The organism is Nonomuraea roseola, from assembly GCF_039535395.1.
GTDB classification, from domain to species: domain Bacteria; phylum Actinomycetota; class Actinomycetes; order Streptosporangiales; family Streptosporangiaceae; genus Nonomuraea; species Nonomuraea roseola.
Genome location: NZ_BAAAXC010000015.1, coordinates 4,217,910 through 4,240,696 on the forward strand (window position 1 = coordinate 4,217,910; position 22,787 = coordinate 4,240,696).

The 22,787-nt window shown below is 70.5% G+C and carries 23 protein-coding genes; 15 read left to right on the plus strand and 8 right to left on the minus strand.

The window, feature by feature from the left end; genetic code table 11:
- The first annotated feature begins 269 nt into the window (after positions 1-269).
- Genes ABFX55_RS43490 through ABFX55_RS43525 form a run of 8 tightly spaced genes read left to right on the plus strand, consistent with a single transcriptional unit; the run spans position 270 to position 7,905 of the window.
- On the plus strand, positions 270-1,115 hold the full coding sequence (locus ABFX55_RS43490; RefSeq protein ID WP_346129462.1) for a fumarylacetoacetate hydrolase family protein: 846 nt from the start codon (positions 270-272) through the stop codon (positions 1,113-1,115).
- Complete coding sequence (locus tag ABFX55_RS43495; RefSeq protein ID WP_346129464.1) at positions 1,112-2,401, plus strand: L-fuconate dehydratase; 1,290 nt, start codon at positions 1,112-1,114, stop codon at positions 2,399-2,401. Before ABFX55_RS43490 ends, ABFX55_RS43495 begins: the two co-directional genes overlap by 4 nt.
- On the plus strand, positions 2,398-3,135 hold the full coding sequence (locus tag ABFX55_RS43500) for an SDR family NAD(P)-dependent oxidoreductase (RefSeq protein WP_346129466.1): 738 nt from the start codon (positions 2,398-2,400) through the stop codon (positions 3,133-3,135). Before ABFX55_RS43495 ends, ABFX55_RS43500 begins: the two co-directional genes overlap by 4 nt.
- 29 nt (positions 3,136-3,164) lie before the next feature.
- The gene (locus ABFX55_RS43505) at positions 3,165-4,205 is read left to right on the plus strand and encodes a sugar ABC transporter substrate-binding protein (protein ID WP_183656045.1); all 1,041 of its coding nucleotides are present in this window, start codon (positions 3,165-3,167) and stop codon (positions 4,203-4,205) included.
- Positions 4,206-4,234: 29 nt separating this feature from the next.
- Positions 4,235-5,677, plus strand: a complete 1,443-nt coding sequence (locus tag ABFX55_RS43510; RefSeq protein ID WP_346129468.1) for a sugar ABC transporter ATP-binding protein — start codon at positions 4,235-4,237, stop codon at positions 5,675-5,677.
- The gene (locus ABFX55_RS43515; RefSeq protein ID WP_312895826.1) at positions 5,674-6,672 is read left to right on the plus strand and encodes an ABC transporter permease; all 999 of its coding nucleotides are present in this window, start codon (positions 5,674-5,676) and stop codon (positions 6,670-6,672) included. The genes ABFX55_RS43510 and ABFX55_RS43515 overlap by 4 nt, the downstream gene beginning before the upstream one ends.
- Position 6,673: 1 nt before the next feature.
- A complete protein-coding gene (locus ABFX55_RS43520) occupies positions 6,674-6,979 on the plus strand; it encodes an L-rhamnose mutarotase (protein WP_346129470.1) in 306 nt (101 codons plus the stop codon).
- Complete coding sequence (locus ABFX55_RS43525) at positions 6,976-7,905, plus strand: aldo/keto reductase (protein WP_346129472.1); 930 nt, start codon at positions 6,976-6,978, stop codon at positions 7,903-7,905. Before ABFX55_RS43520 ends, ABFX55_RS43525 begins: the two co-directional genes overlap by 4 nt.
- Before the next feature lie 64 nt (positions 7,906-7,969).
- Here ABFX55_RS43525 and ABFX55_RS43530 read toward each other — a convergent pair whose 3' ends face one another.
- The 6 genes from ABFX55_RS43530 to ABFX55_RS43555 form a co-directional block, all read right to left on the minus strand.
- Positions 7,970-8,908 carry a DNA polymerase ligase N-terminal domain-containing protein gene (locus tag ABFX55_RS43530; protein ID WP_346129474.1) on the minus strand — a complete coding sequence of 313 codons (939 nt, stop codon included), beginning with the start codon at positions 8,906-8,908 and terminating at the stop codon, positions 7,970-7,972.
- 10 nt (positions 8,909-8,918) lie between these two features.
- The gene (locus tag ABFX55_RS43535; RefSeq protein ID WP_346129476.1) at positions 8,919-9,359 is read right to left on the minus strand and encodes a GNAT family N-acetyltransferase; all 441 of its coding nucleotides are present in this window, start codon (positions 9,357-9,359) and stop codon (positions 8,919-8,921) included.
- A gap of 76 nt (positions 9,360-9,435) precedes the next feature.
- Positions 9,436-10,107 (minus strand): FadR/GntR family transcriptional regulator, encoded by a 672-nt coding sequence (locus ABFX55_RS43540; protein ID WP_183656057.1) that lies wholly within the window; start codon positions 10,105-10,107, stop codon positions 9,436-9,438.
- A 24-nt stretch (positions 10,108-10,131) separates the two neighbouring features.
- Positions 10,132-11,136, minus strand: coding sequence for an MBL fold metallo-hydrolase (locus tag ABFX55_RS43545; RefSeq protein WP_346129478.1), 1,005 nt, complete (start codon positions 11,134-11,136; stop codon positions 10,132-10,134).
- Positions 11,133-12,251 carry a steroid 3-ketoacyl-CoA thiolase gene (locus ABFX55_RS43550; RefSeq protein WP_346129480.1) on the minus strand — a complete coding sequence of 373 codons (1,119 nt, stop codon included), beginning with the start codon at positions 12,249-12,251 and terminating at the stop codon, positions 11,133-11,135. Before ABFX55_RS43550 ends, ABFX55_RS43545 begins: the two co-directional genes overlap by 4 nt.
- Positions 12,252-12,295: 44 nt before the next feature.
- Entirely contained in the window at positions 12,296-13,243 is a 948-nt protein-coding gene (locus tag ABFX55_RS43555; protein ID WP_346129482.1) for an NADP-dependent oxidoreductase, read from the minus strand.
- Positions 13,244-13,314: 71 nt separating this feature from the next.
- On the opposite strand from ABFX55_RS43555, the gene ABFX55_RS43560 reads away from it, so the two are divergent.
- A complete protein-coding gene (locus ABFX55_RS43560; protein ID WP_346129483.1) occupies positions 13,315-14,262 on the plus strand; it encodes a GlxA family transcriptional regulator in 948 nt (315 codons plus the stop codon).
- A gap of 10 nt (positions 14,263-14,272) precedes the next feature.
- Here the strand turns inward: ABFX55_RS43560 and ABFX55_RS43565 are convergent, their stop codons facing one another.
- The gene (locus ABFX55_RS43565) at positions 14,273-14,878 is read right to left on the minus strand and encodes a TetR family transcriptional regulator (RefSeq protein ID WP_346129485.1); all 606 of its coding nucleotides are present in this window, start codon (positions 14,876-14,878) and stop codon (positions 14,273-14,275) included.
- Positions 14,879-15,047: 169 nt separating this feature from the next.
- On the opposite strand from ABFX55_RS43565, the gene ABFX55_RS43570 reads away from it, so the two are divergent.
- From ABFX55_RS43570 to ABFX55_RS43595, 6 genes are read left to right on the plus strand one after another with little or no spacing between them, the layout of a single operon-like run.
- A complete protein-coding gene (locus ABFX55_RS43570; protein ID WP_346129487.1) occupies positions 15,048-16,622 on the plus strand; it encodes an AMP-binding protein in 1,575 nt (524 codons plus the stop codon).
- Positions 16,623-17,471: an acyl-CoA dehydrogenase family protein gene (locus ABFX55_RS43575; protein WP_346129489.1), complete on the plus strand. Its 849-nt coding sequence runs from the start codon at positions 16,623-16,625 to the stop codon at positions 17,469-17,471.
- Positions 17,471-18,625: an acyl-CoA dehydrogenase family protein gene (locus ABFX55_RS43580; RefSeq protein ID WP_346129491.1), complete on the plus strand. Its 1,155-nt coding sequence runs from the start codon at positions 17,471-17,473 to the stop codon at positions 18,623-18,625. The genes ABFX55_RS43575 and ABFX55_RS43580 overlap by 1 nt, the downstream gene beginning before the upstream one ends.
- Complete coding sequence (locus ABFX55_RS43585) at positions 18,622-19,530, plus strand: bifunctional MaoC family dehydratase N-terminal/OB-fold nucleic acid binding domain-containing protein (protein WP_346129493.1); 909 nt, start codon at positions 18,622-18,624, stop codon at positions 19,528-19,530. Before ABFX55_RS43580 ends, ABFX55_RS43585 begins: the two co-directional genes overlap by 4 nt.
- Entirely contained in the window at positions 19,530-19,961 is a 432-nt protein-coding gene (locus ABFX55_RS43590; RefSeq protein ID WP_346129494.1) for a MaoC family dehydratase, read from the plus strand. Before ABFX55_RS43585 ends, ABFX55_RS43590 begins: the two co-directional genes overlap by 1 nt.
- On the plus strand, positions 19,958-21,121 hold the full coding sequence (locus ABFX55_RS43595) for a lipid-transfer protein (protein WP_346129496.1): 1,164 nt from the start codon (positions 19,958-19,960) through the stop codon (positions 21,119-21,121). Before ABFX55_RS43590 ends, ABFX55_RS43595 begins: the two co-directional genes overlap by 4 nt.
- Positions 21,122-21,190: 69 nt before the next feature.
- Here ABFX55_RS43595 and ABFX55_RS43600 read toward each other — a convergent pair whose 3' ends face one another.
- Complete coding sequence (locus ABFX55_RS43600) at positions 21,191-22,756, minus strand: RNA polymerase sigma factor (RefSeq protein WP_346129498.1); 1,566 nt, start codon at positions 22,754-22,756, stop codon at positions 21,191-21,193.
- Between the last annotated feature and the right edge of the window lie 31 nt (positions 22,757-22,787).

Genomic DNA, 22,787 nt, shown 5'->3' on the forward strand with positions numbered 1-22,787 from the left:
GGGCGGAGATCAGAACTAAGGCGCGGGGTACGGCCAACGGGATCCTCCGGTGAATCGGGGGTGTCCGCCAAGTAGGTAGCACCTGAAACGCAGTCGTAACAAGGGTTCAGCTCCGATGTTTTGGCAAGCATGAGCGCTCACATACGGCAAAAGGGTGCATCCAGCCAGGTCACGGATCGGATGTATATGCAGGGGAGTACTTGACAGCGACTCGACGGCGCACGAGCATCGGGAAGCGAGACATCCGATGTATAGCCGAGGGATGCGGTGTGAAGCTGCTGCGAGTAGGACATGTCGGTCAGGAGCGCCCGGCGGTGATGGACGCCGCAGGAAACCTGTACGACATCGGAGAGCCCGAGATCGACGGGGCCTTCCTCGCTTCAGGGGGAGTGGCGCGCGTCCGCGACGCGCTGGAGCGCGGCGACCTGCCCGCGATCGACGCCGAGGGCCTGCGGGTCGGCCCGCCGATCGCCAGGCCCGGCAAGATCGTGTGCATTGGCCTCAACTACAGCGACCACGCGGCGGAGACGGGCGCGACCCCGCCCACCGAGCCCGTCGTCTTCATGAAGGCGCCCAACACGGTGATTGGGCCCGACGACGAGGTCCTGATCCCACGTGACAGCGTGAAGACCGACTGGGAGGTCGAGCTCGCCGTGGTCATCGGCGAGACCTGCCGCTACCTGGAGTCGAGGGAGGAGGCGCTGACGAAGATCGCCGGTTACGCGATCTCCAACGACGTCTCGGAGCGGGAGTTCCAGCTCGAGCGCGGCGGCCAGTGGGACAAGGGCAAGTCGTGCGAGACCTTCAACCCGCTGGGCCCCTGGCTGGTCACCGCCGACGAGGTCGGCGATCCGCAGGACCTCGGCATGCGGCTGTGGGTCAACGGAGAGCTCCGCCAGAACGGCAACAGCAAGAACATGATCTTCGACGTGGCCGAGGTCGTCCGCTACCTGAGCAGGTTCATGGTCCTGGAGCCCGGTGACGTCATCAACACGGGCACGCCCGCGGGCGTGGCGCTGGGCCTGCCGGGACAGCCGTACCTCAAGAGCGGCGACGTGATCGAGCTGGAGATCGACGGCCTCGGGCGCCAGCGCCAGACGGTGGGTCAGGCATGAGCGACTACCGCATCGTGGCGGTGGAGACCCACGACATCCGCTTCCCCACCTCGCTGGAGCTCGACGGCTCCGACGCGATGAACCCCGACCCCGACTACTCCGCCGCCTACGTCGTGCTCAGGACCGACGACGGCTTCGAGGGGCACGGCTTCGCCTTCACGATCGGGCGCGGCAACGACGTGCAGACCGCCGCGATCAAGGCGCTGGAGCCGTACGTGATCGGCAGGGACGCCGAGGACCTCGGCGCTCTGTACAAGGAGATGGTCTGGGACTCCCAGCTTCGCTGGCTCGGCCCCGAGAAGGGCGTCATGCACATGGCGGTCTCCGCCGTGGTCAACGCCCTCTGGGACCTCAAGGCCAAGCGCGAGGGCAAGCCGCTGTGGCTGCTGCTGGGCGAGATGTCCCCCGAGGAGATCGTCGAGCTGGTCGACTTCAGCTACCTGAGCGACGCGCTGACCCGTGACGAGGCGCTGGCCATCCTGCGCAGGGGCGCCGTCGGCAAGGCCGAGCGCATCGCCAGGCTGAAGGAGAGCGGCTACCCCGCCTACACCACCTCGCCCGGCTGGCTCGGCTACGACGACGACAAGCTGCGCCGCCTGTGCAAGGAGGCGCTCGACGACGGCTTCACCCAGATCAAGCTCAAGGTCGGCGCCGACCTCGAGGACGACGTCCGCCGCTTCAAGGTCGCCCGAGAGGTCTGCGGCCCCGACTTCCCCATCGCGATCGACGCCAACCAGCGCTGGGACGTCGGCGCCGCCATCCGCTGGATCCACGCGCTGTCGGAGTTCGGCCCCCACTGGGTGGAGGAGCCGACCAGCCCCGACGACGTGCTCGGGCACGCCACGATCGCCAGGGCCATCGCCCCGATCAAGGTGGCCACCGGCGAGCACGTGCAGAACCGCATGATCTTCAAGCAGATGCTCCAGGCGGGCTCGCTGTCGTACCTGCAGCTCGACTCCGCCAGGGTCGGCGGCGTCAACGAGAACATCGCGATCCTGCTGCTGGCCGCCAGGTTCGGCGTGCCCGTCTGTCCGCACGCGGGCGGCGTCGGCCTCTGCGAGCTGGTCCAGCACCTGTCCATGTTCGACTTCGTCGCGGTCACGGGAACGATGGACGGCAGGGTCATCGAGTACGTGGACCATCTCCACGAGCACTTCGTCGACCCCGTGGTGATCGAGCAGGGCCGCTACGTAGCCCCGAGCAGGCCGGGCTTCAGCGCGGAGATGCGTCCCGAGTCGATCGCCGCCCATTCCTTCCCCGACGGAGAGGTCTGGAGGAACTCATGACCGTCATCAGAGCTCTGGTCACCGGCGGCGGGTCCGGCATCGGACTGGCCACCGCGGAGGCGTTCGCCGCGCGCGGTTGGCAGGTCGCCTGCCTGGACGTCAACCCGCCAGGCGAGCCGTTCGTCGGCGTCAAGGCCGACGTCACGGACGACGACCAGGTCCGTACGGCCGTCACCGAGGCCGTCGAACGCCTCGGCGGGCTCGACGTCCTGGTGAACAACGCCGGCATCGGCGCCCAGGGCACGATCGAGGCCAACCCCGACGAGGAGTGGCGGCGGGTCTACGACGTCAACGTCCTCGGTGTGGTGAGGGTGTCGAGGGCGGCGCTGCCGTACCTCAGGCAGTCGGAGCACGCCTCGATCGTGAACACCTGCTCCATCGCGGCCACCGCGGGACTGCCCAACAGGGCCCTGTACAGCGCCACCAAGGGCGCGGTCCTGTCGCTGACGCTGGCGATGGCGGCCGACCACGTCCGCGAGGGCATCAGGGTCAACTGCGTCAACCCCGGCACCGCCGACACTCCATGGGTCGGCAGGCTCCTCGACGCGGCCGACGACCCCGAGGCCGAGCGCGCGGCGCTCAACGCCCGCCAGCCGATGGGCCGCCTGGTCTCGGCGCAGGAGGTGGCGGCGGCCATCAGCTATCTGGCGGGGCCCGAGGCGGGCGCCACCACCGGTACGTCACTCGCCGTCGACGGCGGCATGCAGGGTCTGCGCCTGCGTCCGAGTAACTAGGAATCCACCCCCCAAAAAGAGGCGAAATCATGAAGTTCGGCCCCGTGGTCGCGAGCGCGGCCCTTCTGGCTCTCATCACCGCGTGCGGCTCCACAGAGAGCGGCAGCAGCCCGAGCGCCGCCGCGAGCGGCGCGACCGGCGGAAAGATCGGTATCGACCACCCGCGGGCCGACTCCGACTTCTGGAACTCCTACATCAAGTACATCCCGCAGATGGCGACCGAGCTCAAGGTCGACCTGATGAACTCGACCAACTCGCAGAACGACGTCGCCAAGCTGGTGGCAAACACGCAGGCCCTGGTCAGCCAGGGCGCCAAGGTCATGGTCATGGCCCCGCAGGACACCGGCGCGATCGCCTCCACGCTCCAGCAGCTGGAGAACAAGAAGATCCCGGTCGTGACCGTGGACACCAGGCCCGACAAGGGCAAGGTCTACATGGTCGTGCGCGCCGACAACCGCGCGTACGGCACCAAGGCCTGCGAGTTCCTCGGCGAGAAGCTGGGCGGCAAGGGCAAGGTCGTCGAGCTGATGGGCGCGCTGTCGTCGGTCAACGGCCGTGACCGGGCCGAGGCCTTCCGCGAGTGCATGAAGACCAAGTTCCCCGGGATCACCGTCTTCGAGGAGCCGACCGAGTGGGACGGCGGCAAGGCCGCCTCGATGCTGCAGACCCGTCTGGAGCAGAACCCCGACGTCAAGGGCATCTACATGCATGCGGGCGGGGTCCACCTGGCCCCGACGCTGCAGGTGCTGAAGGCCAAGAACATGCTGGTCGCCCCTGAGGACGCCAAGCACGTCTTCGTGGTGTCCAACGACGGCATCCCGCAGGAGTTCGAGGCGATCCGCAAGGGCGAGATCGACGCCACGGTCTCCCAGCCGGCCGACCTGTACGCCAAGTACGCGCTCTACTACGCCAAGGCCGCCGCGGAGGGCAAGACCTTCAAGCCGGGCCCGACCGACCACGACTCCACGATCATCCAGCTGCCGAACGGTCTCGAGGACCAGCTTCCGGCGCCGCTGGTGACCAAGGAGAATGTGGACGACCCGAATCTCTGGGGTAACCAGGTCAAGTAATGAAAAATCACGTTGAAGCCCGGAACATCGTGAAGCGCTTCGGCCCGACCGTGGCGCTCAACGGAGCCGGCATCTCCATCAAAGAGGGCGACACCCACGCCCTCGTCGGCAGGAACGGCGCGGGCAAGTCCACGCTTGTGTCGATCCTGACCGGGCTCCAGCGTCCCGACGAGGGCGAGGTGCTGTTCTCGGGAGAGGCGGCGCCCGCTCTCGCCGACAGGGACGCCTGGCGCCGCCGGGTCGCCTGCGTCTACCAGAAGTCGACGATCATCCCCGAGCTGTCCGTCGCGGAGAACCTCTTCCTCAACAGGCAGACCACCGGCGGCCCGATCAAGTGGAAGGCGTTGCGCTCCCGCGCCCGCGAGGTGCTGGAGACCTACCAGGTCGACATCGACGCCGACGTGCTCGCCGGCGACCTCGGCGTCGAGCAGCGCCAGCTCGTCGAGATCGCCCGCGCCCTCTCCTTCGGCGCGACGTTCATCATCCTCGACGAGCCCACCGCCCAGCTCGACGGCCCCGCCATCGAGCGGCTCTTCCAGCGGATGCGCGCGCTGCGCGAGCAGGGCGTCACGATGATGTTCATCTCGCACCACCTCGACGAGGTCTACGAGATCTGCCAGAGCGTGTCCGTCTTCCGCGACGCCAGGCACATCAGGACCGCGGAGGTCGACGACCTGCCGCACGACGAGCTGGTCTCCGCGATGACAGGCGAGGCCACCGCCACCTACACCTACCGATCCCGTACGGCGGGCGCCGGCGTCGTGCTCGCCGCGAAGGGCCTGTCGCTGACCGGCCGCTACGAGGCGGTCGACCTCACCGTGCGCTCCGGCGAGATCGTCGGCCTGGCGGGCTCGGGCAGCAGCGGCAAGGTCGGGCTGGCCGAGACGCTGGTGGGCCTGCGCAGGCCCGACAAGGGCGTGGTGAGCGTGAACGGCACCCCGATCAAGGACGTGCCGTCCGCGCTGAAGGCGGGGCTCGGCTTCGTGCCGCAGGACCGTCACCACGAGGGCTTCGTCCCGCTGCTGTCGATCGCGGAGAACGCCACGATCCCGATCGCGCACAAGCTCGGCAGGTTCGGTTTCGTGTCCCCTGCGAGCAGGCGCGCGCGGGCCGTAGAGATGATCAAGGATCTCGACATCAAGACCGAGGGGCCCGACCAGCCCGTCGGCGACCTGTCGGGAGGAAACGCGCAGAAGGTCGTGCTGGCCAGAGCGCTGGCCGACGACCCCAAGGCGCTGGTGGTGATCAACCCGACCGCCGGGGTGGACGTCAAGGCCAAGCAGTCGCTGCTCGGCGCCGTCGAGGACGCCGTCGAGAGGGGAGCGGGAGCCGTCCTGGTCTCCGACGAACTGGACGACCTGCGCGTCTGCGACAGGGTGCTGGTGATGTTCCACGGCAGGGTCGTGAAGGACGTGCCGCGTGGCTGGAGTGACCACGAGCTCGTGGCCGTGATGGAAGGTATCGAACAGTGACCACATCGACCACCCCGTCCGCGCCCACCGCGGTGAGCGCGGCGGGGCCCAGGCTGAGGCTGACCAGGTTCAGGGACCTGACGCTGGTACCGGTGATCGTCCTGCTGCTGGTCGTGGGCGCCTTCGTCGATCCGGTGTTCCTCACCCCAGGCAACCTGACCAACGTGCTCCAGCAGCAGTCGGCGCTCGCGCTGGTCGTGCTGGCCGAGGCGCTGATCCTGATCGCCGGCAAGTTCGACCTGTCGCTGGAGTCGACGGTCGGCATGGCGCCGGCGATCACGGTGCTGCTGATCCCCGCCGCCTCGGGCGGCATGGGGCTGCTGGCGATCCCGATCTGCCTGCTCATCGGCGCGGCGATCGGGGCGTTCAACGGCTTCCTGATCCTGAAGTTCCAGCTGTCGGCGTTCGTCGTGACGCTGGCCATGCTGATCGTCGTGCACGGCCTGCACCTGGGCCTGACCGGCGGCAAGAGCCTGTTCGAGCTGCCCGAGTCCCTGCTCTACCTGGGCAGCGCCACCTGGCTCGGCCTGCCCGCCGCCATCTGGATCGCGGGCGTGCTGTTCGCGGTCGGCATCGTGACGCTCGGCTACTTCCGTGTGGGGCGCTCGCTGTACGCCATCGGCGGCAACGCCGACGCCGCTCGTGCGGCGGGCATCCGCGTCGAGCGCGTGGTGTGGACGGTGTTCATCATCGGCGGCGCCCTCGCCGCGCTCGCGGGCATCCTGGAGACCGGACGCCTGGGCGGCATCAGCGCCAACCAGGGCGTGGGCTGGATCTTCATGGTGTTCGCCGCGGCGGTCATCGGCGGCGTCAGCATGGACGGCGGCAAGGGCACGATCTTCGGCGCCCTCACCGGCGTGCTGGTGATCGGCCTGGTGGAGAACATCCTCACGCTGAAGGGCGTGCCGGGCGAGTGGAAGCAGCTCGTCTACGGTGTGATCATCCTGGTGGCGCTCATGATCAGCCGGGTGGCCGGCGGAAAGGCGCAGGACTGAGATGCAGCGGCTGGCGCTCCGCACCAGGCTCAGGGCGGGCTGCGAGGAGATCTACGACAGGGAGCACGCCACCGTGCCCGCCGAGCTCGAGCAGGCCATGCGCGAGAACGGCGTCCACTCCTGGCGGATCTGGAGGGACGGTCTCGACCTGTTCCACTTCGTGGAGGTCGACGACTACGCGGCCCTGCAGGCGGCGATGAAGGACCACCCCGCCGACCAGGCGTGGCAGGCCCGGATGAACCGCCTGCTCGACGGCGACTTCGACAAGGACTCCGGCGGGCTCGCGCTGGTCTGGGAGATGGCATGAGCCTCGCGCTGCCCGCACTCGGCTTCGGCGGCGCGCCCATCGGCAACCTGTTCAGCCCCGTGAGCGACCAGGAGGCCGTCGACGCCGTCGAGGCCGCGTGGCAGGCGGGGGTGCGCCTGTTCGACACCGCTCCGCACTACGGCCTGGGCCTGTCCGAGCGCCGCCTCGGCTCGGCCCTGGCCGGACGGTCGGGCTACGTGTTGTCGACCAAGGTCGGCAGGGTGCTGGAGCGGGGTGAGCCCGCGCCCGACACCGAGGGGTTCGCCGTCACCACCGACCTGCACAGGAAGTGGGACTTCTCCGCCTCGGGAGTGCGCCGCTCTCTCGACGACTCGCTCGTACGGCTCGGCCTGCCCTCGATCGACCTCGCCCTCGTCCACGACCCCGACGACCACGCCGAGCAGGCCCTGACCGAGGCCTACCCGGCGCTGGCCGCCCTGCGCGACGAGGGAGTGGTGCGGGCGATCGGGCTCGGGATGAACCAGTGGCAGCTGCCGCTGAGGTTCGTCAGGGAGACCGACATCGACGTCGTCATGCTGGCGGGGCGCTACACGCTGCTCGACCAGTCGGGCCTGCCCCTGCTGGAGGAGTGCGCCGCCCGAGAGGTGCGGGTGATCGCGGCCGGGGTCTTCAACAGCGGCATGCTGGCGACCGACGAGCCAGGCGGCACCTTCGACTACGCCCCCGCCTCGGCGAGCCTGGTGGATCGGGCGAGGAAGATCGCCGCGGTGTGCGCGCGGTACGGCGTGAGCCTGCCCCAGGCGGCGATCGCGTTCCCCCTTCGGCACCCCGCCGTGTCGTCGGTCGTGCTGGGCTCCCGCAACGCCGGCGAGGTGAGGCGCAACGCCGCTCTCGCGGCGCGGCCGGTGCCCGAGGAGGTGTGGACGGAGCTGACGTCGGAGGGCCTGGTCCGGCCGCCGGGCTGAACGGGCACGCGGCTAGGGAAGGGGGCCTGACCCCCCGGCTGGGCGCCGCCCTGCCGGGCGAAGGTCAGGACGAGGGCACGAAGATCCAGGACCTCGACTCGCCCTCCTCGTAGGGCGAGTCGATCAGCTTGCCCACCACTCCTGGCAGGCCCTGGTCGCGTGCGGCCTGCCGTACCGGCTGGGGCTGACCCCGCCACGCGGGCGCGGTCTGCCAGCGGGGGCCGGCGATCTCCAGCGCCTCCAGCGCCGCCCTCCTGCGCAGGTACGGCTCGGCGACCAGCGATCTGCCCTCGTCGTAGAGCAGGTCGTAGGCGATGAAGATCTCGGCGTCCGACATGGTGACGATCTCGCCGTCGAGCACCGCCGTCCTGCTGCCCAACCGTTCGGCCAGCGGTCTGAGCAGCGGCACGGTGGTGCGGCCCCCCTCGATCGGGACCAGCGTCCTGCGTCCGCCCCACGCGAACTCGAAGGAGTAGCCGTCGGCGTTCTTCGGGACCCTGGTCCTGGTGACGGGCGTCATCGGGGCGAGCTCGGGCAGCGGGTCCCTGAGGCGGGGATCCATGCGATGGATCATCCAGTTCTTGCCGCGCGTCTGGAACAGCACGAACCTGCCCTGCGCCCGCTCGCCGTGCAGGACCACCTTCACCTCGCGGTCGGACCACTTCTCCGTCTCGTAGGTGCCGCGGTCCCAGATGGTCATCGCGCCGCCGCCGTACTCGCCGCGCGGGATCTCGCCCTCGAACGTCGCGTACTCCATCGGGTGGTCCTCGGTGTGCACCGCCAGGTGGTTGATCGCGGGATCCTCGGGCAGCCCCTTGGGGATCGCCCACGAGGCGAGCACACCGTCACGCTCGAGGCGCAGGTCCCAGTGCAGCGACCTGGCGTGGTGCTCCTGGATCACGAACGTGTCGTCGCCCCTGGGCTCGGGCGGCTGGTCGGGGACCGGCTCAGGGGTCCTGGAAGGGTCTCTCTTGCCTCGGTAGCTCTCCAGCTTGTCGGCCACATCCGGGGTACTACCCGTAAATCTCGTACCTTGTTGTCCACAGTCCTGGGATCACCTCGACGTCCTCGACCTTGGTGAAGCCCAGCTTCTCGTAGAGCGTCCTCGCGGGGCCGTTGTCGCGGCCGGTGGAGACGATCACGTGCCTGCCCGCCGCCCTGCCGAGCAGCTCGGCCACCAGCGCCCTGCCGATTCCCCTGCGATGGGCTCGGGGGTGCACGACCAGGCGGTCGATGTCGATCTCCTCGGGCGTCTCCGCCCAGGCCACGGCGCCCACGCACGTGCCGTCGTCGTCGAAGACGCCCCTCCAGCGCAGAGGTTCGGCGAGCAACTCGTCGAGCGACTCGTGCAGGGGCGGGATGCGGTCGTCGCCGATGAGCTCCGCCTCCACGGCGTAGGCGGCGCGCTGCAGGTCAAGCAGCGCCTGGTCGGGGTCGATGTCACGGATCAGCACGACATCAACCTGCCACAACGGGGACAGTCCCGCAGTCCGATATCTGCCGGTCCGCTGGTTCTCGCCCGACGAGCGCTCAGAGGGCCTTCCTCAGCCAGGCCTCGACGCCCGCCACGTGGACGATGGCCCACGAGCGGGCCACCTCGGGCTGCCGCGAGGCGATCGCCTCGTAGATCGCCGTGTGCTGCTCCTGGGTCTTCTCCATCGCGCCCTCCTGTGTCAGTCCGCGCCAGATGCGCGCCCGGGTCGTCGGGCCCGACAGGCTCTCGATGAACGAGCACAGGACGGCGTTGCCCGCTCCCTGGGCGATGCGCTGGTGGAAGGTGAGGTCGTTGGCCACCAGCTCCTCGATCGTCGGCTCGGAGGGCAGGGAGTCGAGGACCGCCTTCAGCTCAGCGACGTCGTCGTCGCTCATCGCGGTCGCGGCCATCGCCGTGGCGGCGGGTTCGAGTATGCGGCGCACCTCGAAGAACTGGATCACGGTGTCGTCGCGGTGCAGGTCGAGCACGAAGGACATCGTGTCGAGCAGGAGCCTGGGCTCGAGGCTGGTGACGTAGGTGCCGTCGCCCTGCCGTACGTCGAGGACGTTGATGAGGGCCAGCGCCCGCACGGCCTCGCGCAGCGAGTTGCGCGAGAGACCGAGGCGTTCGGCCAGGTCGGCCTCCTTGGGCAGCCTGTCGCCCGGGGAGAGCTCGCCCGAGAGGATCATCTGCTTGATCTTGTCGATGGCCGCGTCCGTGACCGCCACGTAATCCCCCTAGACATCGGATGTCTAGGAGTCTACGGCCACGAAGCGCACGGGATCGACCTCTGGAAGCCGCCGGATCAGGCCACGAGCCTCGAGGGCGCGCAGATGGGCCGCGGCCTCGCCCGCCGCCATGCCTCTGAGCATGGGGGAGAGGTCCTCCCATGACCGGTTCCACCTCATCAGGGCCGCGGCCTCCCAGATGGTGAGGGGCTCGGTGAGCAGGGCGGCCAGCCGTACGAGCTTGTCCTCGTGGTGGGCGCGGATCTCGGCGGCGCGGGCGGCGGTGTCGTCGAAGATCCGTTCGTGGGCGGGCAGCGCCTCGGTGCGGCCCAGGGCGGCGACCTTGTCCAGGGACGTGAGGAAGTCGTCGAGCGGGTCGATGTCATCCCTGTCGTACGGATAGATCCCGATATGGGGTGTGATGTCGGGGAGCACGTGGTCGCCGGTGAACAGTCGGGCGGCGTCCTCGAGGAACAGGCACACGTGGCCAGGGGTGTGGCCGGGCGTGTGGATCGCGCGCAGCGTGCGCCCAGGAAGGTCGATCAGATCGCCGTCGCGCAGCTCCAGGTCGGGCTGGGCGGGCGGCTCGGGCCGCGCGCCGTCCTCCAGGGTCAGGGAGGGGGCGCCCGCGCGGCGCAGCATCTCGGACTGGAAGTCGCGGTGCGCCCGCTCGCCGAAGCCGCGCATGAGCTTGACCAGCCGCGCGTCCTCCTCGTGCATCGCGATCCACGCGCCGGACTCCTCGCGCACCCGCCCCGCCAGGCCCGCGTGGTCGGGGTGGAAGTGGGTGACGACCACGCCTCTGACGGCGGAGACGTCCGTGCCCAGCTCGGACAGGCCCGCGCTCAGCGCCTGCCAGGCGTCGGGATGGTTCCACCCGGCGTCCACGAGCAGCGGCCCCCCTGGCGAGTCGATGGCGTAGACCAGCGTGTAGCCGAGCGGGCTGCCGGGGATCGGGACGGGCACGCTGCGCACCCCGCCGCCCAGATCACGCGGGCTCTGACCGGCGTACGGCACGCGCGAGGTCACAGCGCGCGCTCCAGGATGGTGGCGGTGGCCAGGGCGCCGCCCGCGCACATCGTCACCAGCGCGGTCGACAGGTCCGCCCGCTCCAGTTCGTGCAGCGCCGTCGTGACGAGGCGGGCTCCCGTGGCCCCGACGGGGTGCCCGAGCGCGATCGCGCCCCCGTTGACGTTCACCCTGTCCATGTCGGGCTCGTGCGCCGAGGCCCACGACAGCACGACCGCGGCGAAGGCCTCGTTCACCTCGAACCTGTCGAGATCGCCCATCGTCATGCCCGCCCGCCGCAGGACCGCGGCCGTGGCGTCCACGGGGCCGTCCAGGTGGTAGTAGGGCTCCGAGCCCACCAGCGTCTGCGCGAGGATGCGGGCCCTCGGCCGCAGGCCGTGCCGTCTGGCCGCCGACTCGCTCATCAGCAGCACCGCAGCCGCGCCGTCGGAGATCTGCGACGAGGTTCCCGCGGTGTGCAACCCGTTCTCGCCGAGCACCGGCTTGAGCGCCGACAGGCTCTCCTCCGTGGTCTCGCGCAGTCCCTGGTCCCTGGAGACCTCGCCCACGGGCACGATCTCCCTGGCGAACCTGCCGTCGGCCCACGCCTTGGCGGCCAGCCGCTGCGACCTGGCGCCGAACCAGTCGAGCCGCTGCCTGGTCAGCCCGCGCCGCCCGGCGATCCGCTCCGCGGCGGTGAACTGGTCGGGCAGATCGATCGACCAGTCGTCGGGCCGGGGCTTGGCCGGTAACACGTTGCTGCCGAGGGGCGCCCTGCTCATCACCTCGACCCCGCAGGCGACGCCCACCTCGATCACCCCCGCCTGGATCATCGCCGCCGCCAGGTGCACGGCCTGCTGCGACGACCCGCACTGCGCGTCGATCGTGGTGACCCCCGTCCGGTACGGCAGGCCCGCGTACAGCCACGCGTGCCGTCCGACGTGGCCGCCCTGCTCGCCCGCCTGTGTCACGCACCCGGCGAACACCTGCTCCACCAGGTTGGGGTCGATCCCCGACCGGGAGATCAGCCCGTTCAGCGCCGTGGCGAGCACCTGCTGGGGCTTCAGCCCCGACAGCCAGCCGCCACGCTTGCCGATCGGGGTCCTGACGGCCTCGACGATCACCGGTGTGGTCACAGCAGCCTCCAGAATGATGCTCTGGAGGCAAACAGTAACGCGTTCTACTTTGCCGTGGAAGGCCCGACTTCCAGGACGATCTTGCCGGTCGTCCTGTTCGTCTCGCCGAGCGCGTGCGCCTTGGCCGCCTCCTCCAGGGGCAGCACCGCCGCGATCTCCGCTCTCAACCTGTCCGCCGTGACCAGCGCGGCGATGGCCTTCATGGCGGCGTGGTCGGGCTCGACCAGCATGTTGCGCACCCGCGCCCGCAGGCCGAGCGCCTTGGCGGCGAGCTCCTCGTCCACGCGCGACAGGACGATCGAGACGAGAGAGCCGCCTGGCCGCAGCGTCTCCAGCGAGCGGGGGCCGTAGTCACCGCCGATCGTGTCGAGCACCACGTCGACGTCTCTCAGCGCGGTGAAGTCCTCGGTCCGGTAGTCGATCAGCTCGTCGGCGCCCAGCGAGCGCAGGAAGTCGTGCTTGGCGGCGCTGGCCGTACCGATGACATGGGCGCCGCGCGCCTTGGCGATCTGGACGGCGAGGTGACCGACGCCGCCCGCGGCGGCGTGCACGAGCACCCGCTGGCCCGACCGCACGCCGGCGGTGTCGACCAACGCCTGCCACGCCGTCAGCGCGGCCAGCGGCAGCGCGCCCGCCTGGACGTGGTCGACGCCGGCGGGCTTGGGGACGAAGGTCCTGGACGGCGCGGTGACGTACTCGGCGAAGGCGCCGTGCCCGAACGGATAGCGCAGCATCCCGAAGACCTCGTCGCCCGGCTCGTAGAGGCTGACGCCGGAGCCGACCTCCTCGACGACGCCGGAGACGTCCCAGCCCAGCACGAACGGAGGCTTCCCGAGGAAGCCGCCGTTGGCGCGGTGCTTCCAGTCGGTCGGATTGAGCCCCGCCGCGTGCACGCGCACCAGCACCTCGGTCGGCCCCGGCTCGGGGCGCGGCAGCTCGATCTCCTTGAGGACCTCGGGTCCGCCCAGAACGTCTTGACTGATTGCTCTCATGCCTTCCACCCTGTCGCCTGCCAGGGGCGGGGCCAAGTGGCCCATTGGCCAAGATGTGTAAGGATTGGGCCATGCACCGTGTGGTCGTCCTGGCGCTCGACGGCGTCATCCCGTTCGAACTCAGCCTCGCCTCGCGCATCTTCGGCACGGCGAGAGGGCGCTACGAGGTGATCACCTGCTCGCTCGACGGCGGGCCCGTGCGGACGGACGCCGACTTCTCGATCGCGGTCGAGCACGACGCGGGCGTCCTGGCCACGGCCGACACCGTGGTCCTGCCCGCCGCCGAGTGGTTCGGCGACGTCAGGGGGCCGGCCGACCTGCCGCCGGCGCTGATCGAGGCGCTCTCGACGATTCGCCAGGGCGCCCGCATGGTCTCGATCTGCCTGGCCGCCTCCGTCCTGGCCGCCACGGGTTTGCTCGACGGCCGTCCCGCGACCACGCACTGGGCGCACGCCGAGGAGTTCCAGCGGCACTTCCCCGAGGTCAGGGTCGCTCCGGAGGTGCTGTTCGTGGACGACGGCGACGTGCTCACCTCGGCGGGCGCCGCCGCGGGCGTCGATCTGATCCTGCATCTCATCAGGCGCGACCACGGCAGCCAGGTCGCCAACCAGGTGGCCAGGCGGTGCGTGGTGCCGCCGTGGCGCGACGGTGGCCAGGCCCAGTACATCGAGCGTCCGGTGCCCGAACCTGCCTCGTCAGGCACGGCGGACGCCAGGCAGTGGGCGCTGGCCCGGCTGCACGAGCCGCTCCTGCTGGACGACCTGGCCGGTCACGCGCGGATGAGCAGGCGCACCTTCACCAGGCGCTTCAGGGAGGAGGTCGGCATGAGCCCCGGCCAGTGGCTCATCGGGCAGCGCGTGGAGCTGGCCAGGCACCTGCTGGAGTCGAGCGACCTGCCGGTGGACCAGGTGGCCGAGCGCGCGGGCTTCGGCACCGCCGCCTCCCTTCGCCAGCACCTGCACGCGGTGCTCGGCGTCTCGCCGCACGCCTACCGCCGCACCTTCGCGGGCAGGGCGTGAGCCCCCGCCGTCAGAAGTCGGACAGCAGCCGCGTCGCGGCGATCTCGATGCGCCGCTGGATCTGCTCGTGGGTGCGTCGCCCCCGCAGCATCTCCAGCAGTTCCTGCACCCACACGCTCGACAGCAGCCCGGTCAGCACCAGGTGCTCCTCAGGGGCGTCGGGGCCGCCCGCCACCCGCAGCAGCAGCTCGGCCATCCTGTCGCCGAACGGGGTCTCGACCTCGGCGAGGATCAGCGACCTGATGAGGGCGTCGGCGAGCTCGGGCTCGCGCATCAGCCCCCTGGTGGCCCGCATGAGGACGTCGACCGCCCGCCCAGGGGCGGTCGTGGCGCTCGGAGGACGCCGCTCGATGCTGCTCTCCAGCAGGTCGATCTCCTCGCCGACCACCGCGACGACCAAGTCCATCTTGGAGGGGAAGTAGCGGTAGAGCGTGCCGAGGGCGACGCCCGCCCGCTCGGCGACCGTGCGCATCTGCATCGCCTCGACCCCGCCCCGCGAGGCGAGCGCGGCGGCGGCCTGGACGATGCGCTTGCGGCGCTGGCGCTGGCTCCTGGTGCGGGCGCCGGCGTCGGGCTGGTTGTCATGCGCGGAGATCGTCGCATGCGGAGGGCGCATGAGAACACGTTATCCGAAGTCTCGTCGGCCCCGCTTGTTACTTATGAGTCACAGACCGGCCCTGATGAACCCGGCGTTCGTCCAGCCGTCTCGTGGCCTGCCACTGGACAGACACTAGAATCTGTTCTAGTTTGCGGAGCGGTTGACCGAGCGCTTGGTGGGAGGCCGGATGACCGAGGACACGCTCGCCGCCCTGCTCGAACGACGAGCCGACGACGACCGTCAGGGCCTGCTCTTCGAGGACTCCGCGTGGACGTGGCGCGAGGTCGTCGCCCGCTGCCGTGCCCATGCCAGGCGCCTGGCAGGGGTCAGGCACGTGGGCGTCCTGTGCGACAACGTCCCCGACCTGGTCTTCCTCATCGGGGCCGCGGCGCTCGGCGGCCCCGTGGTGGTCGCGCTCAACCCGACCAGATCGGCCGAGGAGTTGGAGAACGACGCCGTCGCCACCGACGTGGACCTCCTCCTGTGGGACGAGCCCTACGAGCACCTCGCCCAGGCGCTGCCCCTTCCCTCGCTCCGCATGACCGGCCTCGGCGAGCCGTCCGCCGGTGGCGACCTGGGTCCCCATGGAGCGCCGGACGAGCTGGTGATGCTGATCTTCACCTCGGGCACCTCGGGGAGGCCGAGAGCGGTGCGGATCACGCAGCGGAAGATCGCGGTTCCCGGTGTCAGCCTCGCCGCGATGCTCACCCCCGACGACGTCGTCTACTGCTCGATGCCGCTCTTCCACTCGGGCGCGATCATGGCCGCCCTCGCTCCCGCGGTGGCCTCGGGCGCGACGCTCGCCCTGCGCAGGCGGTTCTCGGCCTCGGGCCTGCTGCCCGACGTGCGCCGCCATGGCTGCACCTACCTGCACTATGTCGGCAAGGCACTGTCCTACGTCCTGGCCACGCCCGCGCGTCCCGACGACGCCGACAACCCGCTGAAGATCGCTTTCGGGAACGAGGGCAGCGCGACCGCCATCAGACGCTTCGGTGAGCGGTTCGGCTGTCACGTGATCGACGCGTTCGGCTCCACGGAGACGGCCCTGTCGATCACCCCCGACCCCTCGGGGCCCAGCGGCTCCCTCGGCAGGCTCCCCGAGGGGATCGAGATCAGGAACCCGGCGACGGGCGAGCGCTGCGCGCCCGCGACCGTCGTCGACGGCAGGCCCTCCAACCCGGACGAGGCGATCGGCGAGCTGGTCAACGTCAGGGGCGTCGGCCTGTTCGAGGGCTACTACAACGACCCCGCGGCCGACGCCGAGCGGGTCAGACAGGGCGCCTACTGGTCGGGCGACCTGGCCTACGCCGACGCGCAGGGGTTCGTGTTCTTCGCGGGCAGGGGTACCGAGCGCCTGCGCGTGGACGGCGAGAACCTGGCGGTCGCGCCGATCGAGTCGGCGTTGAGGGAGTTCCCCGGGGTGGTCGAGGCGGCGGTCTACCCGGTGCCCGACGCGGCGGCGGGCGACCAGGTGATGGCGGCGCTCGTCATGGACCGCCCGTTCGACCCCGGGGCCTTCGCCGCGTTCACCAAGGCGCTCGGCGCCAAGGCCGTACCCCGATACATCCGGATCTGCGGGGAGCTGCCGCAGACCGCCTCCCACAAGGTAGTCAAACGCGTCCTGGCCGGACAGGCCTGGCGCACCTCCGACCCCGTCTGGTTCCGCCCCGGCTCGGCGTTCACCAGGCTGACAGGCGAGGACATCGACGTGATCGAGGAAGAGTTCGCCCGGCACGGCCGCACGCACCTACTGGAGAGCTGAGTGGATTTCACCCTGGACGAGACCCAACAGGACCTGCGTACCCTCACCGCCGACCTGCTGGCGAAGAACCCCGAGTGGCCGGCCATGGAGCAGGCGGGCCTGGCGGGCATCTGCACGCCGGAGGAGGGACTCGGCGCGGTGGAGATGGCCGTCGTCCTGCGCGAGGTGGGTGCCGTCGCCGCCGCCGTGCCCGCACTGCCGGTCCTGGCCGCCTCCCTCGCCCTCGCCCGGTACGGCAGGCAGGTCGACGGCCTGCCCACCGTCGCGGTCAAGGGCATGAGCGCCCCCTACGCGCAACAGGCCACGCACGTCCTCTACGCCACGGACGAGGGCGTGTTCCTGACCGACGACTTCGAGGTGACCCCCGAGTTCACCTCCACGGGCGAGCCCTCGGGGACGGTCCGCGACAGGGGCGGCGAGCGCCTCGCGGGGCCCGGCGACGACCTGCGGCTGATCGTCACCGTCGCCATCGCCGCCCAGGCCGGCGGTGTCCTGTCCGGAGCGCTCAGGCTGACCACCGACTACATCAGGACCCGCAGGCAGTTCGGCCGCCCGCTGGCCGAGTTCCAGGCCGTCACCATGCAGATCGCCGACGTCTACATCGCCTCGCGCGCCCTCGACGTCGCGATGTGGTCGGCCGCGTGGGGCATGGACCGCGACGACGTGGCCATCGCAGGGTTCCACGTGTGCGAGGCGTTCAAGGCGCTGTTCACCTGCCAGCACCTGCACGGCGGGCTAGGCCTCGACGTGACCTATCCCCTGCACCGCTACTTCGCCCAGGCCAAGCACCTGACCCATCTCCTCGGCGGCGCCGACGCCCAGCTCGACCTGATCGGAGCGCACCTCTGATGCTGATCGACCTGACCCCCGAACAGCGCGGGCTCCGCGACGAGCTGCGCGAGTACTTCCGCGCCTGCCTCACCCCCGAGGACCGCAGGAAGATCGCCGAGGATCCCTTCGGTGACGCCTACATGGAGCACTGCCGCAGGCTCGGCCGTGACGGCAAGCTGGGGCTCGGCTGGCCCAAGGAGTACGGCGGAGGCGGCTACGGCCCGCTGGAGCAGCAGATCTTCGCCAACGAGATCGCGCGCGCGGGCGTGCCGTACCCGATCATCACGCTGCAGACCGTCGGCCCCACGCTGATGCAGTACGGCACGCGCAAGCAGAAGGACTTCTTCCTGCCCCGCATCCTGGCCGGCGAGTGCCACTTCGCCATCGGCTACAGCGAGCCCGAGGCGGGCACCGACCTGGCCTCGCTGCGCACGACGGCGGTCAAGGACGGCGACCACTACATCGTCAACGGCCAGAAGATCTTCACCAGCGGCGCGCACTACTCCCAGTACATCTGGCTGGCCGCCCGCACCAACCCCGAGGCCAAGAAGCACAAGGGCATCACGATGATGATCGTGGACTGCGCCGACCCCGGCTTCTCGTGGACGCCGATCGTCACCATGGACGGCCGCCACCACACCAACGCCACCTACTACCAGGACGTCAGGGTTCCCGAGGACATGGTGGTCGGCGAGGTGGACAAGGGCTGGGACCTCATCGTCAACCAGCTCAACCACGAACGCGTCACGCTCGGCCCCGCGGGCAACCTCGCCCAGACCTACGACCGGTTCCTGTCGTGGGCGCGCGCCAAGGGGCTGCTCGCCGAGCCCGACGTGCGCAGGGCGCTGGCCAGGGTCTATACCTACTACCGCACGAACGAGCTGCTGAACTGGCAGGTCGCGGCCAACATGGACCTCGGCTGGCTGGGCGCGCCCGACGCCTCCGCCACCAAGGTCTACGGCTCCGAGCGGATGCAGGAGATCGGCAGGCTCGTCTGCGACGTCCTGGCCAGGTACGGCGACCCCGCCGATCCCGAGACGGCCGAGCTGATGGAGCGCGTGGACCACGGCGTGAAGGGCGCGGTCGTGCTCACCTTCGGCGGCGGGGTCAACGAGGTGCAGCGCGAGCTCATCGCCATGCTGGGCCTGTCGCTGCCGAGGCCGCCGCGATGAGCGCCCACGAGCGCGGCGAGACGGGCGCGCACGAGGAGCTCATGGAGCTCGCCGCCAAGCAGGCCGCCCTCGGCGAGGTGCGAGGGGCTCCCGCCGCCGACCCCGTGAACGAGCCCATGATCAGGCACTGGCTCGCCGCGATGGGCGACGCCAACCCCGCCTACCTGGCCGACGGCGTCGCGCCGCCCGCGATGGCGCAGGTCTGGACGATGCAGGGGCTCGGGCCCCGCCAGCCGTCCCCTGTGGACGAGGTCATGACCGCGCTCAACGACGCGGGCTTCACCGGCGTCGTCGCCACCAACTGCGACCACACCTACCATCGGCCGCTGCGCGTGGGGGAGCGGGTCACCGCAGCCACCCGCTTCTCCGACCTGAAGGGCCCGAAGAGCACGGCCCTCGGCGAGGGCTACTTCGCCACCTGGACCGTCACCTGGTACTCGGAGGACGACCCGGTCGCCGAGATGCTCTTCAGAGTCCTGAAATTCCGGCCCAAGGAGCGGAAGAAGCCGTATCCGCTGAAACCGGCGGTAAATCAGGACACCGCCTTCTTCTGGGAGGGCGTGAAAAAGGGCGAGCTGCGTATCCAGCGCTGTGGCGACTGCGGCGAGCTTCGGCACCCGCCGGGTCCGCTCTGCCCCACATGCCGATCGGCCAACCGCGACCATGTGGTCGCCAGTGGGCTCGGCACGCTCTACAGCTTCGTGGTGCACCACCACCCGCCCGTTCCGGGGAGAGAGACGCCTTTTGTGGTGGCTGTGGTGGAACTGCCGGAAGGGGTGCGGATTGTGGGCAACATCGTGGACTGTCCCGTCGAGGACGTGGGTATCGGTATGGAGTTGCGCGTGACGTACAGCTCGATGGACGACGAACTGACCCTTCCCCTGTGGGCACCGCGGGAGCCGTGATGCGTACGCTGACCGAAGGACAGGTCGAGATCGGTACGGTGCTCCCTGAGCTCTCGATCGATCTCACTCCTACATTGATCGTCTCCACGGCGCTGGCGACCATGGACTTCACCCCCGTCCACCACGACGTCGAGGGCGCCAGAGCCCAGGGCTCCAAGGACATCTTCCTCAACATCCTCACCACGATGGGGCTGGTCGAGCGGTACGTCACCGACTGGATCGGGCCCGAGGCCGTGATCAAGCGGATCAACGTCAAGCTCGGGGTCCCCGCCTACGCGGGCGACCGGCTGACCTTCACCGGCGCGGTCGTGGACTGCGAGGAGGGGGAGTACACCGTGGAGGTGCGCGGCAAGGTCAGCCTCGGCGACCACGCCACCGCCACCGTGGCCTTCCGCCTGCCCGCCCCCGGCGACGGCACGGCGGCGCCATGAGGTCCGAGGCCGCGATCGCCGGGATCGGCGCCACGGAGTTCAGCAAGGAGTCGGGACGCTCGGAGCTGCGGCTGGCCGCGGAGGCGGTGCTCGCCGCCCTCGACGACGCGGGCCTGACCCCCTCCGACGTGGACGGCATGGTCACCTACACCCAGGACACCAACCAGGAGATCGCCGTCGCCCGTGAGGTGGGCATCGGCGACCTCACCTTCTTCTCCCGCGTCCACTACGGCGGGGGCGCCGCCTGCGGCACGGTGATGCACGCGGCCATGGCGGTCGCCACAGGGGCGGCGCGGACCGTGGTCTGCTACCGGGCCTTCAACGAGCGCTCGGGACGCAGGTTCGGCCAGCCCGACGCGCGGGTGGGCGGCGAGCCGTCCTCCCAGGGGCTCGAGATGAGCTGGCACGTGCCGTACGGGCTGATGACCCCCGCGGCCTGGGTGGCGATGTTCGCCCGCAGATACATGCACGTCTCGGGGGCCACCTCCGAGGACTTCGGCAGGGTAGCGGTGGCGATGCGCAGGCACGCCGCCACCAACCCCGCCGCGTGGTTCCACGGCAGGCCGATCACGCTGGAGGAGCACCAGGCGTCACGCTGGATCGCGGAGCCGCTGCACCTGCTCGACTGCTGCCAGGAGAGCGACGGCGGGGTGGCGCTGGTCGTCACCACGGCCGAGCGCGCGCGTGACCTGCTCAGGTCCCCTGCGGTGATCGCCGCGGCGGCCCAGGGCTCGGGCGCGGGACAGATGATGATGACCAGCTACTACCGTGACGACATGGCGGGCCTGCCCGAGATGTCGGTGGTCGGGACGAGGCTGTGGGAGATGTCGGGACTGTCGCCCTCCGACATCCAGACCGCCATCCTGTACGACCACTTCACGCCCTTCGTCCTCAACCAGCTGGAGGAGCTCGGCTTCTGCGGCAGGGGAGAGGCGAAGGACTACGTCAAGGACGGCGGCATCGAGCTCGGCGGCAGGCTGCCGGTCAACCCGCACGGCGGCCAGCTCGGCGAGGCCTACATCCACGGGATGAACGGCATCGCCGAGGCCGTCCGCCAGATCAGGGGCACGTCGGTCAACCAGGTGGGCGGGGTCGAGAACGTGCTGGTCACCGCGGGGACAGGGGTGCCGACCAGCGGCCTGGTCCTGACGCGGGGCTGAGGAGGCCCTGCGGCCCGCGGGCCGCAGGCCTCCCTCCTTCTCCCTACCTCGGCGCCCGTAAGCCTGCTCCTACCTCGGCACCCAGAAGAAGACCAGCATCGCGATCGCCACGCAGACGAGGAAGCCTGCCACCTCCCACGCCCAGTCGTGGTGACGGTTGCGCCGTTTGCCCTTCCTCTTCGCCGCGGACTTCCCCTGGCCAGCCTTGCCCGTGGCCGCCTTCTTGGCCGGGCGCTTCTGAGCAGGGCTCTTCTGCGGAGCGCTCTTTTGGGGCGTGCTCTTTGCGGACGTGCTCTTCTGGGGCGTGCTCTTCTGCGGGGCGGGACTCTTCGGCTGCTCGGGCAGGGCGGGCCGCGCCTGATCAGGGGCGAGCGGCGCCGAGGTCGCCTCCGCGGACGTCCCGGCCTCCCGCACCTGCTCCTCGGCCTTCTGCTCCTCCTGCACCGGCGTCCCGGCCGGGTCGGGGGGCAGCACGTAGACCGGCTCCCTGGCGGGGCGGCGCGGTGCGAACAGGGAGGGCTCGGGGCGAGGCTCACCCTTGTGCACGAGCAGGTCGGCCAGCGCCCTCCGGTCGCGTGCCCGCATCGGCACGTCCGTGGAGTCGGCGGCGGTGTCGGGGGTGTGGTCAGGGGGCGCCGCGGTCCAGTGGTCGTCGAGGATGTCACCGGCGGGCGGATCGGCGGGCCGCTCCTGGACGGCGGGCTTGCTGAAGGCGTCCCACGCCGAGGGAGCGTCGAGCACGTCGCCGGGTGTCGGAGCCGAGAGCACGGGCCCGCGCGCGGCCGACGAGCGCGGCAAGGGCCTGTCGCGCATGAGGGGATGGCGGGGGGAGCGGCCCTCGCGCAGCTTCGGCATCGGCGCGGTCGCCGCCTCGTGCGGTGAGACGCGCGAAGGGTCGGGCGGCGTCAGCAGTTCGGTCGGGAAGATCCCCGTGCTGGTCGCGGGATCGGTGTCGCCCAGCGGCTGCGGCCAGGACGGCGCGGTCGGCCACAGCGGCCTCACGAACAGCGAGGTCGTGCGCGCGGCAGGAGCGGGAGCGGCAGGACGCGGGCCGAGCAGGCGGATCCTGATCGCGGCCGGCGGAGGGCGCCACGGCAGGCGGCCGAGCACATCGCGCAGCGGCGCGACGCCCAGCGCGCCGTACACCTCGGCCACCGGTTGGGACAGCCGCGGCCCCGCGGTGCCCAGCGCCGACAGCAGCGACTGGCGGAAACGGAGCGCGGCGTTCTGGATCAGCTCGACGGCGGTGTCGTTGGCCACGTCGAGCACCCATGCCAGCTCGGCGTCGGTGAGCCCGATGACGACGGACAGCACGAGCACCTCGCGCTGGTGCGGGCGCAGCTCGCGCAGGACGCGCTCGACCAGGGCGGTGGCGGGGTCGGCCAGAGGGTCGATGACGGGAGGCGCGTAGACGATGTCGCGGCGGAAGATCTCCCGCCGCGCGAGCGCGTACAGCGCGGCACGCGGCGGCTCCACGGAGAGCGCGCTGGACAGCACGGCGTCCAGCGCGTCGGAGGCGGAGCCCGTGTCGCCGAGCTGGTCCGCGCAGTAGGCGAACAGCCCGGCGGCGTGACGGTCGTAGAGCTCGGCGATCAGATCCTCGCGAGAGCGCTGATCGGTGAGCGGAAGGGTCACGGGGCCGGATTCCTCTGTCAGAAAGATCGGA

Bases quoted from the DNA above. Each gene is read 5' to 3' on its own strand.
- ABFX55_RS43495 (WP_346129464.1), top strand. From the start codon at position 1,112: ATGAGCGACTACCGCATCGTGGCGGTGGAGACCCACGACATCCGCTTC.
- ABFX55_RS43500 (WP_346129466.1), top strand. From the start codon at position 2,398: ATGACCGTCATCAGAGCTCTGGTCACCGGCGGCGGGTCCGGCATCGGA.
- ABFX55_RS43505 (WP_183656045.1), top strand. From the start codon at position 3,165: ATGAAGTTCGGCCCCGTGGTCGCGAGCGCGGCCCTTCTGGCTCTCATC.
- ABFX55_RS43520 (WP_346129470.1), top strand. From the start codon at position 6,674: ATGCAGCGGCTGGCGCTCCGCACCAGGCTCAGGGCGGGCTGCGAGGAG.
- ABFX55_RS43525 (WP_346129472.1), top strand. From the start codon at position 6,976: ATGAGCCTCGCGCTGCCCGCACTCGGCTTCGGCGGCGCGCCCATCGGC.
- ABFX55_RS43555 (WP_346129482.1), bottom strand. From the start codon at position 13,243: ATGAGAGCAATCAGTCAAGACGTTCTGGGCGGACCCGAGGTCCTCAAG.
- ABFX55_RS43560 (WP_346129483.1), top strand. From the start codon at position 13,315: ATGCACCGTGTGGTCGTCCTGGCGCTCGACGGCGTCATCCCGTTCGAA.
- ABFX55_RS43565 (WP_346129485.1), bottom strand. From the start codon at position 14,878: ATGCGCCCTCCGCATGCGACGATCTCCGCGCATGACAACCAGCCCGAC.
- ABFX55_RS43570 (WP_346129487.1), top strand. From the start codon at position 15,048: ATGACCGAGGACACGCTCGCCGCCCTGCTCGAACGACGAGCCGACGAC.
- ABFX55_RS43580 (WP_346129491.1), top strand. From the start codon at position 17,471: ATGCTGATCGACCTGACCCCCGAACAGCGCGGGCTCCGCGACGAGCTG.
- ABFX55_RS43585 (WP_346129493.1), top strand. From the start codon at position 18,622: ATGAGCGCCCACGAGCGCGGCGAGACGGGCGCGCACGAGGAGCTCATG.
- ABFX55_RS43590 (WP_346129494.1), top strand. From the start codon at position 19,530: ATGCGTACGCTGACCGAAGGACAGGTCGAGATCGGTACGGTGCTCCCT.
- ABFX55_RS43595 (WP_346129496.1), top strand. From the start codon at position 19,958: ATGAGGTCCGAGGCCGCGATCGCCGGGATCGGCGCCACGGAGTTCAGC.